Source organism: Neptunicoccus cionae (assembly GCF_002860325.1).
Lineage (GTDB): Bacteria > Pseudomonadota > Alphaproteobacteria > Rhodobacterales > Rhodobacteraceae > Amylibacter > Amylibacter lutimaris.
In genome coordinates this window covers 932,597-948,067 of the sequence record NZ_PKOJ01000001.1, presented here as the reverse complement: position 1 = coordinate 948,067, position 15,471 = coordinate 932,597, and the positions used below count along the sequence as shown (strand labels likewise).

Here is a 15,471-nt window from a genome sequence, read left to right as displayed (position 1 = left end):
GGAAACCGCCATGGCCCGATCCAGCCGAATGTTTGAAATCATCCAGTTGCTGCGCACCGCCCGTGCGCCGCTGACAGCACAACATCTGGCCCGTGCGCTGGAAGTAACACCGCGCACGGTGTACCGCGATGTCGCCAGCCTGCAAGCCATGCGGGTCCCAATAGAAGGCGCGGCAGGCATCGGTTATATCATGCGATCGGGTTTTGACCTGCCGCCGCTAAACTTTGACATCGAAGAGGCCGAAGCGATTACCGTCGGGCTGTCGATGATCGCCCGCACAGGCGACAAGGCCTTGGGGCGCGCTGCCGCGCGGGCTGCGGCAAAGATTTCCCAAGCGACTCCGCTAAGCGAAACGCTCCTGTCATCGACATGGGGGGCGCAAGCCCCCAACGGTATCGACCTCTCCGAGATCCGTCGCGCCATTCGCGACGAGGAAAAGCTGCGTATCGAATATCTGGACAGTGATAACGCGCTGTCAGAACGGGTCATCCTGCCGTTGTCGATCATCTATTATGCCGAAGCAATCGTATTGCCCGCCTGGTGTGAATTGCGGCATGACTTCAGGCACTTCCGCGCCGACAGGCTGCAGGGCCAGCCCCGCCCCTGTGGCAGCTTCACCGGCCGTTCCGAGGCCCTGCGACGGCAATGGGCCGCGGAACACAAGGGCGATCTCTAGATTCGAACGGTTGCATCAGGTCAGGGTCAGCCGGCCTTCACAACCCATGGATTGCGCCAGTTCCCCGAGCCGCGTCTGCACCACTTCACCGCCAAAGGCGGCAATGGCAGGGGGAAGTTGCAATTCCAACACCCCCTCGGACTGCACCAGTTTCGCACGACGCAGCACGCTCCGGTCTCCGCCCGCCAGTGACGCGCCCAGCCGCATGGCCTGACCGATCACCTGTGCGCCGGTGTGCTGCTCGTCGTTCAGCAAGGGACGCAGGGCCTTGTATTTGTCGAGCTTCCCGCTCTTGCGGTAGCGGTGCAAAAGCGCCATCGCCAGAAGTACACGCCCGGGATGGTCAAGCCCGCCAAGATTGCCCCGCGAGGCATTGTCAAAACATTCTTCGGCGCGGGAACTCGGGTCGGAACGCCAGCTGACATCATGCAACAAGGCTGCCGCCAGAGTGATACGCTCCCAACGCACCGGATCGGGCAGCAGAGGCAGTATCCAGTGGGCGAGTTCTGTTCCGAAACCCGGAAACCGGGCGGAAGTGCGTTCGCTGAACAGGCAGGCTTCAATCAGGGGATCGCGGGCACGCAGGTCTTCAGGCATCTGTTCGTAAAGCATCCCTTCACGCAGCCCGTAGCTGGAGATTGCAACCTCCTTGGGGTCAAACACATCCACCAGATGCCGCAGCACACGGGCGGCCATCGGCACCAGCATCAACCGGTCCACACTTGTGCTCGACAGGGCACGGAATTCATCCAGCGTCGCGGTTTCGATCCAGTCCAGCGTTTCCGCCAGCCGCGCGCGGGAGAGTTTGTATTCGTGAAGCACCTGCAAGGGATAGTCCCGCCGCGCCATATCCAGCTTTGCAATGGCACGATAAGAGCCACCTACCAGAAACAGAGTGGGGTAATCTTTGGGCAAAGTCTTGCGCAACCCGTGCAAAGTATCGCGGATATGCGTGTCCAGATCCCCCTCCACACCGGCCAGCCGCAGCGGTGCAAGGGAAGAGGTCAGCCGCTCCCCGATATCCCCGTCGTTCAGTTCAACCAGTTCCATCGACGCGCCGCCAATATCACTCACCAGACCATCAGCCCCGGGCCATCCCAACAGGACACCCTGCGCAGAAAGGCGAGCCTCTTCGACGCCGCTGGCCACGGAAACCTCTATCCCAGTCTTTTCCAGAACTTCGGTGCAAAAAGCGGGACCGTCCTCTGCCTCGCGCACGGCGGCGGTGGCGACGGCGGTCAGGGATTGAACCTTAAAGCTTTTGGCAAGGGCAGCAAACCGGATCATAGCAGACAGCGCGCGTGCGCGTCCCTCGGGATTCAACCGTCCGGTCTCGGACATGCCCTTACCAAGGCCACACATAACCTTTTCGTTATAAAAATACGCCGGAGACCGTGCAGCACCGTCAAACACCACCATACGGACAGAGTTCGAGCCCACGTCAATCACGCCGACCCGTTCCAGTGCTGCGAATTTAGTTGTGATCTTCAAGCCGTGCCCCCCTGCTGGCTGCTGTCCTGTTCCCTTGACTTGTTTCAGGCATCATCACTGTGCATAAGTTCAGGCACATCCTTGGCTCCGACCGAACCGCGCCCCGACAGCGAAGGGTTTTCCATGAAGAACCTGTGGCAGTTGAACCGCTTTTCACCATCCTCTTCAACTTCCCGAATATAGCTTCCGTCCGGTTGCAACACCCACGAATTGACTTGATCCGCCATATTCGCCGCCATGATCTGGCTCATAATCTGGGCGTGGACGGTCTTGTTGGTGATTTCTACCAGCGATTCCACGCGATGATTGAGATTGCGCCCCATCCAGTCCGCCGAGGACATGAAAACCCGTGCGCGTTTGTCGGGCAATCCATAACCGTTGCCAAAACAGACTATACGGGAATGTTCCAAAAACCGCCCGACAATGGATTTGACCCGCACATTTTCGGACAATCCCTTGATACCCGGCCGCAAGCCGCAAATCCCGCGAACCACCAGATCAATTTTCACACCGGCTTGGCTGGCGGCATACAGTGCATCAATCACATCCCCGTCGATTAGCGCATTCATCTTGGCCCAGATCACACCCGGCTTGCCGGATTTCACCGCTTCGATCTCGTTGTGGATCATCGCAAGAAGATCACGTTTCAAAAACATCGGAGAGACTGAAAGTTGTTGCAGGCCTTCGGGTTCGACATAGCCGGAAATAAAGTTGAACACTTTGGTCGCGTCATGGCCCAACTGCTTGTCACAGGTGAAAAAGGACAGGTCTGTGTAGAACCGAGCGGTGATCGGATGATAGTTGCCGGTGCCAAAGTGGGTATAGGTAACCAACTCCGCCCCTTCACGCCGCACCACGGTCGAAAGTTTCGCATGGGTCTTAAGGTCGAGAAACCCGTAGACCACGTGCGCCCCCGCCCTTTCCAGCCTGCGGGATTGCCGGATATTGGCGGCTTCGTCGAAACGGGCCTTAAGTTCCACAAGCGCCGTGACGGACTTGCCTTCTTCCGCAGCCTCGCAAAGCGCCTCGACAATCGAGCTTTCGTTGGAGGTCCGGTAAAGCGTTTGTTTGATTGCGACAACTGCGGGATCGCGGGCAGCCTGACGCAGAAACTCGACCACGATGTCAAAAGTTTCGTAAGGGTGATGCAAGAGCATGTCCTTCTGGCGGATCGCTGCGAAGATATTACCTTCAAAGTCCTGCACCCGTTCCGGCACGCGGGGTTTGAATTCCGGCCACTGCAAATCCTTGCGACTGTCCAGAATCAGCGCCCCCAGATCGGAGACCCCAAGCAGACCGTCCACCTCTATTGCTTCATCCGCCGTCAGGCCCAGCGCGCCAAAAATAACTGTTCGCAAGGCCGCAGGTGCATCTGCCGAGATGGTCATGCGGATCACCTCGCCGCGGCGTCGCCGCTTCAGTGCGATTTCGAACTCGCGCAGCAGGTCTTCGGCCTCGTCTTCCAGTTCCAGATCACTGTCGCGCAACAGGCGGAACGCACAGTATCCGTCCACCGTATACCCCGGAAACAACTGGTCGATGAATTTCAGCAGCACTTCTTCCAGCATAATCATCCGCTGTGTTCCACCCGGACCGTCTGGCAGCGGAATGAACCGCTGCACCTGCGCCGGAATAGGCAAAAGCGACTGCAACACCCGTTTGTCCTTCTTCCGCTTGAGCTGCAGCGCCAGCGTCAGGCCGGTGTTGGGAATGAAAGGAAAAGGATGCGCCGGATCAATCGCAAGGGGCGTCAGGATCGGGAAAATCTGGTCCACAAACACCTGTTTGAGATACTCGCGATCCGCGTCATCCAGTTCAGAGCGGACCAGAATATCGATCCCGACCTTTTCCATTTCCGCGATCAGCGTGACCCAGACTTCCTGCTGGACATGCATGAGATGGCGCGCTTCCGCGTCGATCTGCACCAGTTGTTCCTTGGGTGTGCGACCGTCCAGCGCCGGCGTCTCTATGCCGTTGCGTTCCAGTTCCCGCAGGCCCGCCACCCGCACGGAATAAAATTCATCCAGATTGGTGCCGGAGATCGACAGCATTCTAACCCGTTCCAGCAGCGGCAGGCGGGGATTTTGTGCTTCTTCCAGCACGCGCCAGTTGAATTGCAGCCAGCTGAGTTCGCGGTTGAAAAAACGGTCGGTGCTTTCCTTGTCCAGCAGCGGCAGGTCAAGAGGTTCCGGCGCGGGGTTGCGCAGGAAATCTGCTTGCACCCTCCGTTCGACAGGCTGTTCCTGCAAGCTGCCATCCATCAGTTCATCTCCTCTAACCGGCGCAGTGTCTCCGTCACCATGCGGGGACCAACCGGCCGTTTTCGTTGTAGTGATACGCGATCCAGTTCTCCGACGAGCGCACGGATACCTGCAAAGGACCGCTCTGCGCGACGCAGGATCACATCGACGACACCCGGCTCCATCAAAAGCTGGCGGTCTGCACAAAGCTTCAGCAGAACTGCCGCCAGTAGCGTATCGTCTGGTGCGCCAAGCTGAACAAGCTGGCTGCCCTCGATCCGGCTGGCGAGATCTGGCAGGGTAATCCCCCAACTGCGCGGCACGCCGCGACCCGTCATCAAAAGGGGATACCCCCCCTGTGCCATCAGGTTATGAAGGTGGAACAATGCGGCTTCCTGCGTGCGGTCTCCGGCAATTGCGTGCAGGTTTTCGACACACAAAGCCCCCCGCGCCAGCGTTGCCGCATCCTTGACATCCCGCGCCTGCACCACTTTCGCGCTGGCAATATCAGCCCAGATCCTGCCCAGATGGGACTTGCCCGATCCTTCCGGCCCGCTCAACACCAGTTTGCCGAGCGGCCAGTGGCGCCAGTCCTCAATCGCTGCCACGGCCAGACTGTTGGCCGGCGAGGTGAAGAAATCGTCTCGCCCGAATGCCGTTACCACCGGCAGGTCAAAGACCAGTTGCTCAGCCATCGGCCTGCTCCTCGTCAGCCAGCCCTTTGTAAAGGCGCCCGTCCAGATACTGACCAACCCCGAAACGGAAGAACACACCAAGGCAGGCCGCAACGGGCACCGCGATCAACATACCCGTAAAGCCCATGAAAGACCCGAAGGCGGAAAGCGCGAACATCAGCCACACCGGATGCAGCCCGACAGAACGCCCCACCAATTTGGGTGTCAGGAAATTACCCTCGATCATCTGGCCCGCAATAAAGATCGCAAGCACGGCTGCAATCCAGATCGGCGTGTCCCAGAACTGGAACAGCGCCAGCCCGATGGACAGCGCCCCGCCAATGATCGACCCCACATAAGGAATAAACGTCAGCAAGCCTGCGATCAGCCCCACCACAATGCCGAACTGCAAACCGACCGCCATCAAGGCGACAGCGTAAAACGTGCCGAGAATGGCGCAGACCGTCAGTTGCCCGCGCACGAACCCCGCCAGTACATTATCCACCTGCCGCGCCAGATAGCGTACCGTTTCCAGATGGTCGCGGGGCACCCAACTGTCGATGGTGGCAACCATACGGTCCCAGTCCAGAAGCATGTAAAAGGCCACCACAGGCGCAACCACGATGAAAATCGCGACATCCACAATGGTAAAGGCCGATGCCAGCACTGCATTGGCCAGTTCCCCGCCTTTTGACCGGATGAACTCCACCAGCGTGCCAAGCCCCTGACGCACAGCAGAGGTTTCGTCAAAGAACTCGGGAAAACGTGTCGAAATGAATTTCTGAAACTGCGAGACATATTCCGGCAGGGCCGTCACGAAGGCCGCGGTCTGCTTCACCAGTAGCGGGCCGAGCACGATGACCAGCAACAGAATCACCAGCATCGCCGTCAGCGTGATCAAAGTTGTCGCCAGCGCCCGCGAGGCCCCCGCCCGCTCCAGCCGGTCTGCAACTGGATCAAGAAAATAGGCAATGGTCATTCCGGTAATAAAAGGCAGCAGGACATTGCCCAGCAACCACATGGCCACCAGTACCAGCACCAGTCCTATTCCCCAGTACCGCACCTGCTCATTTGCACTTAACGCCATGTAAGCTCCACCAAATTCCGAAAACCGTTTTAACCCAAGACTGTAACAATAACAATTCACCCGCCACGGGTCTTGCGCAAGGGTCCATACACAGGATAGCCCTTATAAGGAACAATCAAAGGCCCTGTTATGCCCAAAACCCGTGTTGCTCTTGAAATCGGCCATGGAACTTCCCTGCGCCGCGCCGATTATACCGCTGCCGCCCGCCGTGCGATTCAAAATGCGCTCTGGCGCAATTCCCTGACTGTGGCCCCTGCTCTCGGCTTTCCGAAAGAAGCCATGATCGTGGATGTGGATATCGCCGTACAGAAACCGGATCAGGTGGACACTGACGCACTGACCGACATGTTCCCCTATGGCCAGATCGCTATCACGGCCTCCCACGGCGGCCTTGATATTGCCAAACCGGATGGTGCGGGGATCACCGTCATCGCCAATGCTGCTATTGTTGTTTCTTTTGATATGGAGCGGGCATGACACAGGACACCCCGACTACCGACAGCCGCATCATTCTGGAAACCGGCATTGGCACGGACCTTTATGGCAAAGATTATACCAAAGCCGCGATCCGCGCCGTGAATGACGCGATCCGCCATTCCTCGCTTACACTCTTTAGCGAATTGGGACTGGATCATCAGGACATGACTGTTGCGGTCACAATCGGCGTGCAGGAACCGGATCAACTGGACAGGGATCGGGTCGCCGCAGAACTGCCCCGCGGCAAGGCGACAGTCAAAGTTGTGAAAGGCGGGCAGAATATTCCATCCCCTGACGGCAGCACTGCCAGCGTCATCGCCACCGCCGCGATAGAGGCCTATTACCCGATCAACACGGCCGACTGGAAACTGAGCAAGGCCGACTGACCTCCGCTCTTTTTGGTTGAAATATCCCCGCGCGGAGCGCTAGGAATCCCGACTTGCGGTCAAACAAACTGCTCGCGGATCAGGCGTTCTTCCAGACCGTGCCCCGGATCGAACAGCAGGCGGTGGGTGATTTCAGGTGCGATGGCAATTTCCACCCATTCAACTTCCCGCGCCTCATTCCCGTCAGCCACAGCCTGCACAGGTCGTTTTTCCATCTCCAACACTTCAAAGCGCACTTTTGCTTTCATAGGCAGCAGTGCTCCGCGCCAGCGGCGGGGGCGGAAGGCGGCCATTGCCGTCAGGGCGAGGATCTCCGCACCAATCGGCAGAATCGGACCGTGTGCCGAATAGTTATAGGCGGTCGAGCCGGCAGGTGTTGCCAGCAGCGCACCGTCGCATACCAGTTCGGGCAGCCGCTCCCTGCCGTCCACAAGGATTCGCAGCTTTGCAGCCTGCGGACCATGGCGAAACAGGGACACCTCGTTAATAGCCAGAGCCTCGATTTCTGTGCCGTCCACACAATGGGCCCGCATTCTGAGAGGGTGAATCACGGCCTCTTCGGCTTCCGCCAGCCGGTCCGTCAGCCCTTCCGGCGCAAAAGTATTCATCAAAAAGCCGACTGTACCGCGATTCATACCATAGACAGGTGCGCGCAGACCTTGGGTCTGGTGTAATACAGACAACATGAAGCCGTCCCCGCCGAGTGCCACAATCAGATCCGCCTGCACCGGTGGCACATCCCCGTAACGCTTTACCAGCACGGCACGCGCTTCTTGTGCAGTCTCTACCTGACTGGCAAGAAAACAAATTTTCTTATACTGCATCAAAGCGCCCCGTGTGGTCCTGCATTGGTCGTCCGGACAGTTTCACCGTCCATCGGGTCCGGCGCAAGGGAAATCCCCAGCCTGCCGCAGGGTTATCTCTGGAAGAAAAAGGCGAAAAACGACTATTGCGCGACAGTTTGCGCCTTTTCTTTTGGGGCAAATGCCCGTACTTGCGTCCGCAATTGGCAGTCACACGTCGCATATGGATCAGCCAGAGCACAGCGCGTGGACTACCCGTACCGCATCGGCAAGACCAACAAAGGATCATCCCCTATGACAACCGTCCGCGACGCTGGATTTTTTACTGAATCCCTTTCCACCCGTGATCCCGAACTGTTCGGTGCAATCACTGACGAGCTCGGCCGCCAGCGGGACGAGATCGAACTGATCGCTTCTGAAAACATCGTCTCTAAAGCGGTGATGGAAGCGCAGGGTTCGGTGATGACGAACAAATACGCAGAAGGTTATCCCGGTCGCCGGTACTACGGCGGTTGCCAGTATGTAGACGTTGCGGAAAACCTTGCCATTGACCGCGCCAAGCAGCTGTTCGGCTGCGAATTCGCCAATGTGCAACCCAACTCCGGCAGCCAGGCGAACCAAGGCGTGTTTCAGGCGCTGCTGACACCGGGTGACACGATCCTTGGCATGTCCCTTGATGCGGGTGGCCACCTGACACACGGTGCCAAACCGAACCAGTCCGGCAAATGGTTCAACGCCATCCAGTACGGCGTGCGCAAACAGGACAACCTGCTGGATTACGATCAGGTGCAATCCCTTGCGGATGAACACAAACCCAAAATGATCATCGCCGGTGGTTCTGCCATTCCGCGCCAGATCGACTTTGCCAAAATGCGCGAGATTGCGGACAGCGTTGGCGCCTATCTGATGGTCGATATGGCCCATTTCGCCGGTCTGGTCGCCGGCGGCGAGCATCCTTCCCCCTTCCCACATGCGCATGTAGCAACAACAACAACCCACAAAACCCTGCGCGGCCCGCGCGGAGGCATGATCCTGACCAATGACGAGACAATCGCGAAGAAGGTCAACTCTGCCATCTTCCCCGGCATTCAGGGTGGCCCGCTGATGCACGTTATCGCCGGTAAGGCCGTCGCCTTTGGTGAGGCCCTTCGCCCCGAGTTCAAAAGCTATCAAAAGCAGGTCGTCGCCAATGCCAAGGCGCTGGCAGACCAGTTGATGAAGGGCGGGCTTGATATCGTTACAGGCGGCACTGACACCCATGTGATGCTGGTGGACCTGCGCCCCAAAGGCGTGACAGGCAACATCACCGACAAGGCGCTGGGCCGTGCCCATATCACCGCAAACAAGAACGGTATCCCGTTTGACCCTGAAAAGCCGACAGTGACCTCCGGCATCCGCCTTGGCACACCTGCCGGAACCACTCGCGGCTTCGGGGAAGCCGAATTCCGCGAGATCGGGGATATGATCATTGAAGTTGTGGACGGGCTGGCCGCGAATGGCGAAGACGGCAATGCAGAGGTTGAAGCCGCTGTACGCGCCAAGGTTGCCGATCTGTGCAAACGCTTCCCGCTTTACGACGATCTCTAAGGTTCAATCGCCCTCAAGCGATACCCGCATGTCAAAGCCGCCCCTTTATCGGGGGCGGCTTTTTTGTGTGACGGCGGATTAACCGCGCCCCAGCATCTTGTTGTATTTGGACAGGAACAAATCCTTACCTTTCAACGCGCGAGTCAGGAAACTACCTGCCGTAAAGAGAACCAGATAGGAATTGCCTTTCTGCGGGCCAAGCGGGACCAGAAACGGTGCTTTATCCCAAGGTTTATAAGGGGGCGTATCTTCTACAGCTTTCCCGTCCATCAGCGACACCAGAGTTTTTTCCAGCCACGGGGCCTGCCTGCTGGCACCGACCACTGTCATCGCATCACCGGTTTCGGCAACGTCACCGGCGGCAAACACATTAGGCAACTCTGAAGGGCGAAGCCAAGCGTCTGTTTCAATACGACGGGAATTCCCCTTCGAAGCGCCTGGAAGTGTTTCCAGTATATCCGTTGCGGCCCGCGACCCGATCACAGGAAAGATCAAATCTGCACTGATCCGCTGTCCGTTGCTCAACTCAAGTGTTCCGGAATAAGGCTCGGTTGTACTTTCGAGGTTTTTGACTTGCGCCCCGAAGACAGTTTTCACACCCGCTTTTGACAGTTTTGATGTAAGCTCGGCCCCGAGTTTTTGCGGCATTTGCGGGAAGAGCGATGGTTCAGCAGAAACTAGTGTAACGTCTTTCTCCGGCATAAAATGGGCAATCTCTCCGGCCAATTCGGTGCCAACGGCCCCTGCCCCCACTATTGCGACGCTTTTCGCAGCCTTGAGCATATTGTGCCCCCGCGCATTATCCGCCCTAAAGGCTTCGATACTGTCGGATTTCGGCTTGAAGGGCACCGCATTGGAAGATCCGGTCGCAACGACAATATAATCCGCTGGTACCTCTTGCCCGTTTTCCAGCGTTACGCCATTTGCGTCGATGCTTGTCGCCCGTGCTTTTATCACACGACCGTTCTTCAAAAGCCCGTCATATGGAATCAGGGCCTGATCCAGAAGCTCTGGAACAACTACGGCACGGATCAGTGCCGGTGTATGGGCAAAATGGCTGCGCGGCTCGATCAATGTGACTTCGGCTTTGCTGTCCAGCCCCTTTGCCAGTTGCACGCCGAGATAGCCGCCGCCGACGATAACAATACGTTGAGACATTCTGAGATTCCCGATACTTGTTTTTGTTGCACTCTTGCTTCTTTAAGAGCACAGTTGAAAACGAAAAACAATGGACAATGATCCATGGTTTGATGTTTACGGAGAAAAACGATGCGTATAGGCGAACTTGCTGAAAAAACCGGTGTGAGCCGGGACACGATCCGGTTCTACGAACGCAACGGGCTTATTTCTTCGTCCGTCAGCGACAGCACCACAAACAATTACCGCGAATACAAAGACGATTGCGTTGTAATACTGAAGTTCTATGCCGGAGCAAGAGAAGCCGGCATGTCAATTGCTGACCTTCGTTCGATTATGGAATCCACCGCAGACAGTTGTGATCCAGAAGTTGGACGGCGGGTGATTCAAAGCAAGATTAGCGAACTGAAGGAACGGGCAGGCCAGATCGAAAACGTGATCCGGTTTCTCGAGAAGGTTAAAAACGGAGCAAATTAAGGCAATCCTGTCAGACTGTTTCGTTTCCCAGCGCCATCCCCCAAGCTGAAGGCAGACAAGTACCGTTCTTGCTGGCCTGCGCCTTGCACGCGGCTACAGATTTCCCTATCGTCCTGCCTATTCAGATTGGCGCCACCAGCTGGTTGCGCATTGATCCAAGGACTTTTTTTATGTCTGACGCCCAGTTCGAAGTAATTGTTGCCGTTGTCTGTGCGGATATTTCCGGCAGCACAGCTTTGTACGATCAGGTGGGCAATCTGGAGGCCCGCGCCCAGATCGATGATTGCCTGCGTATTCTCAGAGATGTGATCAGCGAACACGGGGGCGAGTTCATCCATTCCCGCGGGGACGATGTGCTGTGCATTTTCGAAGACCCGAACAACGCGCTCCAGACCATGCAGGACATGTTGGCGCGCACGCGGGACGGTGCGCTCTCGGTACATATCGGGCTGGATTTTGGCCCAGCCATCCGCACGCGGGACGATATTTTCGGCGATTGCGTGAATGTTGCTGCTCGTCTGACCGGGCTTGCCAACCCGAATGAATCCCTGTGCAGCCGCGCCTTTTTCAAAGCGATCAAACAAGGTGGGCGCGACGAACTGCATTATTTTGACAGCCGCAAGTTGCGGGGCAAGGCCCGTGCTGAAAACATCTACCGCTATGCTGATGTAACTGTAGACAGCAACACACAGGTGTCTTTCGGGTCTGCTCCGAATACGGACCTGCCCCGTGCCAGAAGTGACGGCACCAAGGAACTTTCAGCTCTGATCGCCTTTGACGGCAAGGTCGCGGAATGTACGCAGGACCGCGAGGTCACGGTCGGACGGGCCGACACCTGCGATCTTATCCTGCCGCGCCAGTGGGTGTCACGTCGCCATATCATCATTGAAATGCGCAAGGATCATGCCTACTTACGGGATGTCAGCTCGAACGGCACCTATGTCTGCCTGCCCGGACAGGACCCGATCCTTTTGCGCCGTGAAACCATGGCGCTCCCGGGTAAATGCACGTTGTCGCCAACCAAACACCCCGAGGCCGAGGATGCCCTTTCTGTGACTTGCCAATTGCACCATATGGCCCAGCTTAAACCGGCATAGGCACCTCCCGCCCCGTCACCCAACAAAGGACGTTTCATTGCTTCGCTTTATCGTCACCGTCTTCCTGTTTCTTCTGCCCGTTTCCGCCACCGCCCAAGAGGTTATTCCCCTCAAGAACATCGGCGGCTTGCATTCTGCCTATGTGGTGCCACGCAATGATTTTAACCGTGTGGATGTGCAGGTTCTGGTGCTCTCGGGCAGTTATGACGACGATGAAGTCGCCGGCACCGCGCATTTTCTGGAACATCTCGCAGCGTTTTCTGCCGATACTTATGTGCTGCGCCAGCCGCGCGAACGGGATCTCTTTGCAAAAACATCCGCTGTGGCGACGATCTACACCAACTCGGGGCACCCGGCAGAAATCGACCGGCTGATGAAACTGTCCCGCGCCTTACTTGACACGCCAAAGCTGCCCGAAGACTTCCTGCAAAGCGAAAAGCAGATTGTCGAGCGGGAAACCTACCTGCGGGAGCGCCAGTACCCGACCCGCTGGCTGCGGCGCAAGGCCTTGCAGAACCTTTACGGCTCCACCCGCGGGCGGGCAAATGACATCATCGCGGATGTCCCCAAACTGAGCCTTGAAGCGGCGCTGGACTTTCACGCGAAACACTATGTGCCCTCCAATATTATGCTGATCATTTCGGGGAACATTCCGCCTGAACTGGCGGAAAAGAAGGTGGCGGAGTACTTCGGTGATACCGAAGCCTCGACCCCGCCGGAAAAATGGTGGCTGGACGAAAAACCGCAACCCGGTCTGCGCAAAATCGAACGGCTGACGTCCAACCGGCTGTACGATGACACGCTGGTCTACGCCAAATTCGTCGAATATCCGGTCGAAGACACCAGCATCGACCTGCAAGGGGAGTTCTTCATCGGCGTGTCCATCTTTGAAAGCCGCATCCGCAAGGCGCTGATTTTCGACAGTTTCGATTATCAATCGGTCAACACCAGCTTCTTTCTGGCCAAGAACGGCGATATGGAAATGGTTTCCTTTCTGGTGCCCATGCCCGGCGTGTCTTTTGAAGATGCGCTGGAGACGTTTGAAACCACAATCGCCGGATTGCTGGACACCCCGCCAAGCGCGCAGGAAATCGAAACCGCACGCAAGCGCAACGCTGCCCATGCCAGTTCTGCTGCCCGTCGGCCCGATGATTTTTTGGCATTTTTGGAGAATGTCGGCTCCGACGGGTTGCCCCCGATTTCCCCCGGCACCTATGCCAGCCTGATCGAAGAAACCACCGATGCAGAGGTTCTGGAGTTTCTTGAGAACCTGATTGCTCCCGCTCCGATGTCCGCTGTATTCGCGCAAAAGGAAGATTGAGATGATGTTACGCTTCCTGACCTTGTGCATTGTGACCCTGTTGTTGCCGCTTATGGCCAGAGCCGAGCTGGTCGCAGCATCCTCTGACCCGAAGATCGCGCAACTGACCCCGATGCGTAACGGCCTGTCAGCCGTCACATTTGTCTGGGCCATTCCCGATTTCGCAATGAACCGCGTGCTCGCGCTCAATGCCGGGTTATCTACAGCGATCAGCGCGGGAACCACGGACCTCTCCCCTTTCGAGGCAGAAACCTACCGCGAGGTGAACGGCATTTCGCTGGGTATTTCCACACAAGATTCTGACATCCTTCTCACAATGACCGCCCCACATGCAGTCTTTGCGGACGCGCTGATCCATCTGAACGCGCTTCTGGCCAATCCCGCCTTTTCCAAGGAATGGTATAAACGCCAGTCACTGTTGCTGACTCCTGTCAAAGCCACCAAAAACCGGCGACCCGACCATGTGATCAATGTTATTTCCGATTATGTGCGTTTCCCTGTTGAATCAGACGGGGTTGACACGACAGACACGGAATTTGCCTTCGGCATGCCCCGCCAGATCATTATCCGCACCACGGAACGGGACCCCTCCCCGTTGATCCAGAGCGCCATTAACGGTTTGCCCCTGCGCAATGCTGACGTTGAACCGACAAACAAACCGGACCGGCCCGTGGACCTGCCCAAAGGCATCATTTTCGCGCCTGATCCAGACGGAGAGGAAACCCTGATCCTCGCCGTTCACCACAGCATTTTCGAAAATGCAGAGCAGCAGATCAACGCCAACCTGCTACTGGATTACATGGGGGCCTATCAGGGTTCGGAAATGTTCCGTATCATCCGGCAGGAAATGCGGGCCGCCTATGATCCGGCGTCGGATTTCCACCAGATCGCCCGTAATCAGGCGCTGCTGGCGCTGAGTGCGACGGTCTCCACGCCGGATTGGCCCGCGGTTCTGGAAACCATCCGCACAATCTATGAAACCACCCGCGCCGGCGACGTCGGGGCGCAGGGGCTGGCCAACAACCAGCGACGTTTGCGGAGCGGTTTCGAATACAGGTTTGCCACCAATCCTTCATGGTCCGCCATGCAGTTTTTGTTCGAATATCCCGATGGCACCACCGGTGAAGTCAAAATACCCCTGTTTAGTGCCCTTGTGCAGGCAAAATTGGAAACCATCGCCGCAAAGGGCAAAGAGAGCCTGCCGCCTTTCTCGGATTATCTGGTCCTGCTGATCGGCGGCACCCTGCCACCGTACACCGAGATGCAGGAACAGAACGGCTATTGCGAACTCCCCCTGTCAGAGCCCCTGCGCTACTGTCTTGAAAAATTGCAGGACTAGAGCCCGACCACGCGGCGCACCATTGCGACATAAGTCTGGACCACTGCCTCGCGGTCCAGTCGCCCGCCTTCGCGATACCATGTGTTGACCCCCGTCAGCATGGCAAGAACTGCAAGGGTCGTCAGTTTGGGATCACCCAGACCTTCTCCGCCGCAGGCCACCAGAATATCCTCCAGGACCTGCTCGTATTCCGCTCGCATCGCTTCGATCTGTGCGAAGTTCTCCGCCGTCAGGTTGCGGAGCTCCATATAGGAAATAAACACCGCATCGGCGCGATCCAGATGGTGCAGAATGTGAAACCGCACAAAACTGTCCAGCCGCGACAGCGGCTCCGAACCGGCGTCCACCGCTGCCCAAGTGCTCAGAAGCTCTTCCATATGCACCTGCATCAGCTCGAACAGCAGGCTCTGTTTGTCCGGCGTATAGCGATAGAGCGCACCCGCCTGCACACCTACTTCGGCTGCAATCTGGCGCATGGAAACGGCTGCAAACCCGTGTTGCGCAAACAGCCGCAACGCCGCAGCCCGTACCAGTGGTCCGGTTTTCTGTGAACTGGAGCCGGATGTCCGCGCCATATTCCTGTCCCTGCCTTTGCTATCAGTAACCTGTCTTCCCCAAGAGAAATGAACGCCTGTTTAATTGCAAGCCCAAAGGAAGCGTTCGCGTACCATTGCCCTGT

General features: G+C 57.3%; 15 protein-coding genes. 8 read left to right on the top strand and 7 right to left on the bottom strand.

Going from position 1 to position 15,471, the window contains the following annotated elements; all coding sequences use genetic code 11:
• Positions 1-10: 10 nt before the first annotated feature.
• Positions 11-676: a helix-turn-helix transcriptional regulator gene (locus C0U40_RS04590; RefSeq protein ID WP_101654527.1), complete on the top strand. Its 666-nt coding sequence runs from the start codon at positions 11-13 to the stop codon at positions 674-676.
• Between the two features lie 15 nt (positions 677-691).
• Here C0U40_RS04590 and C0U40_RS04585 read toward each other — a convergent pair whose 3' ends face one another.
• The 4 genes from C0U40_RS04585 to C0U40_RS04570 are packed head-to-tail and all read right to left on the bottom strand — an operon-like array spanning position 692 to position 6,168.
• Positions 692-2,167, bottom strand: coding sequence for a Ppx/GppA family phosphatase (locus C0U40_RS04585; protein WP_286134776.1), 1,476 nt, complete (start codon positions 2,165-2,167; stop codon positions 692-694).
• Between the two features lie 44 nt (positions 2,168-2,211).
• A complete protein-coding gene (locus tag C0U40_RS04580; protein ID WP_101654526.1) occupies positions 2,212-4,428 on the bottom strand; it encodes an RNA degradosome polyphosphate kinase in 2,217 nt (738 codons plus the stop codon).
• A complete protein-coding gene (locus C0U40_RS04575) occupies positions 4,428-5,102 on the bottom strand; it encodes a chromosomal replication initiator DnaA (RefSeq protein WP_101654525.1) in 675 nt (224 codons plus the stop codon). The genes C0U40_RS04580 and C0U40_RS04575 overlap by 1 nt, the downstream gene beginning before the upstream one ends.
• A complete protein-coding gene (locus C0U40_RS04570) occupies positions 5,095-6,168 on the bottom strand; it encodes an AI-2E family transporter (protein WP_101654524.1) in 1,074 nt (357 codons plus the stop codon). Before C0U40_RS04570 ends, C0U40_RS04575 begins: the two co-directional genes overlap by 8 nt.
• Before the next feature lie 129 nt (positions 6,169-6,297).
• Between C0U40_RS04570 and C0U40_RS04565 the strand changes: the two genes are divergently transcribed.
• Entirely contained in the window at positions 6,298-6,645 is a 348-nt protein-coding gene (locus C0U40_RS04565; RefSeq protein ID WP_101654523.1) for a Lin0512 family protein, read from the top strand.
• On the top strand, positions 6,642-7,031 hold the full coding sequence (locus C0U40_RS04560) for a Lin0512 family protein (RefSeq protein ID WP_101654522.1): 390 nt from the start codon (positions 6,642-6,644) through the stop codon (positions 7,029-7,031). The genes C0U40_RS04565 and C0U40_RS04560 overlap by 4 nt, the downstream gene beginning before the upstream one ends.
• A gap of 59 nt (positions 7,032-7,090) precedes the next feature.
• Here C0U40_RS04560 and C0U40_RS04555 read toward each other — a convergent pair whose 3' ends face one another.
• Positions 7,091-7,855 carry an NAD kinase gene (locus tag C0U40_RS04555; RefSeq protein WP_101654521.1) on the bottom strand — a complete coding sequence of 255 codons (765 nt, stop codon included), beginning with the start codon at positions 7,853-7,855 and terminating at the stop codon, positions 7,091-7,093.
• A 273-nt stretch (positions 7,856-8,128) separates the two neighbouring features.
• Between C0U40_RS04555 and glyA the strand changes: the two genes are divergently transcribed.
• Complete coding sequence (gene glyA / locus C0U40_RS04550; RefSeq protein ID WP_101654520.1) at positions 8,129-9,421, top strand: serine hydroxymethyltransferase; 1,293 nt, start codon at positions 8,129-8,131, stop codon at positions 9,419-9,421.
• A gap of 78 nt (positions 9,422-9,499) precedes the next feature.
• On the opposite strand, the gene C0U40_RS04545 is transcribed toward glyA, so the two are convergent.
• Entirely contained in the window at positions 9,500-10,579 is a 1,080-nt protein-coding gene (locus C0U40_RS04545) for an NAD(P)/FAD-dependent oxidoreductase (RefSeq protein ID WP_101654519.1), read from the bottom strand.
• Positions 10,580-10,690: 111 nt separating this feature from the next.
• On the opposite strand from C0U40_RS04545, the gene C0U40_RS04540 reads away from it, so the two are divergent.
• The 4 genes from C0U40_RS04540 (at position 10,691) to C0U40_RS04525 (ending at position 14,792) form a co-directional block, all read left to right on the top strand.
• Complete coding sequence (locus C0U40_RS04540; RefSeq protein WP_101654518.1) at positions 10,691-11,035, top strand: MerR family transcriptional regulator; 345 nt, start codon at positions 10,691-10,693, stop codon at positions 11,033-11,035.
• 170 nt (positions 11,036-11,205) lie between these two features.
• Positions 11,206-12,132, top strand: a complete 927-nt coding sequence (locus C0U40_RS04535; RefSeq protein ID WP_101654517.1) for an adenylate/guanylate cyclase domain-containing protein — start codon at positions 11,206-11,208, stop codon at positions 12,130-12,132.
• Between the two features lie 37 nt (positions 12,133-12,169).
• On the top strand, positions 12,170-13,453 hold the full coding sequence (locus C0U40_RS04530; RefSeq protein WP_101654516.1) for a M16 family metallopeptidase: 1,284 nt from the start codon (positions 12,170-12,172) through the stop codon (positions 13,451-13,453).
• 1 nt (position 13,454) lies between these two features.
• Entirely contained in the window at positions 13,455-14,792 is a 1,338-nt protein-coding gene (locus tag C0U40_RS04525) for an insulinase family protein (protein WP_101654515.1), read from the top strand.
• On the opposite strand, the gene C0U40_RS04520 is transcribed toward C0U40_RS04525, so the two are convergent.
• Positions 14,789-15,367 (bottom strand): TetR/AcrR family transcriptional regulator, encoded by a 579-nt coding sequence (locus tag C0U40_RS04520; protein WP_101654514.1) that lies wholly within the window; start codon positions 15,365-15,367, stop codon positions 14,789-14,791. The genes C0U40_RS04525 and C0U40_RS04520 overlap by 4 nt on opposite strands.
• Positions 15,368-15,471: the final 104 nt, after the last annotated feature.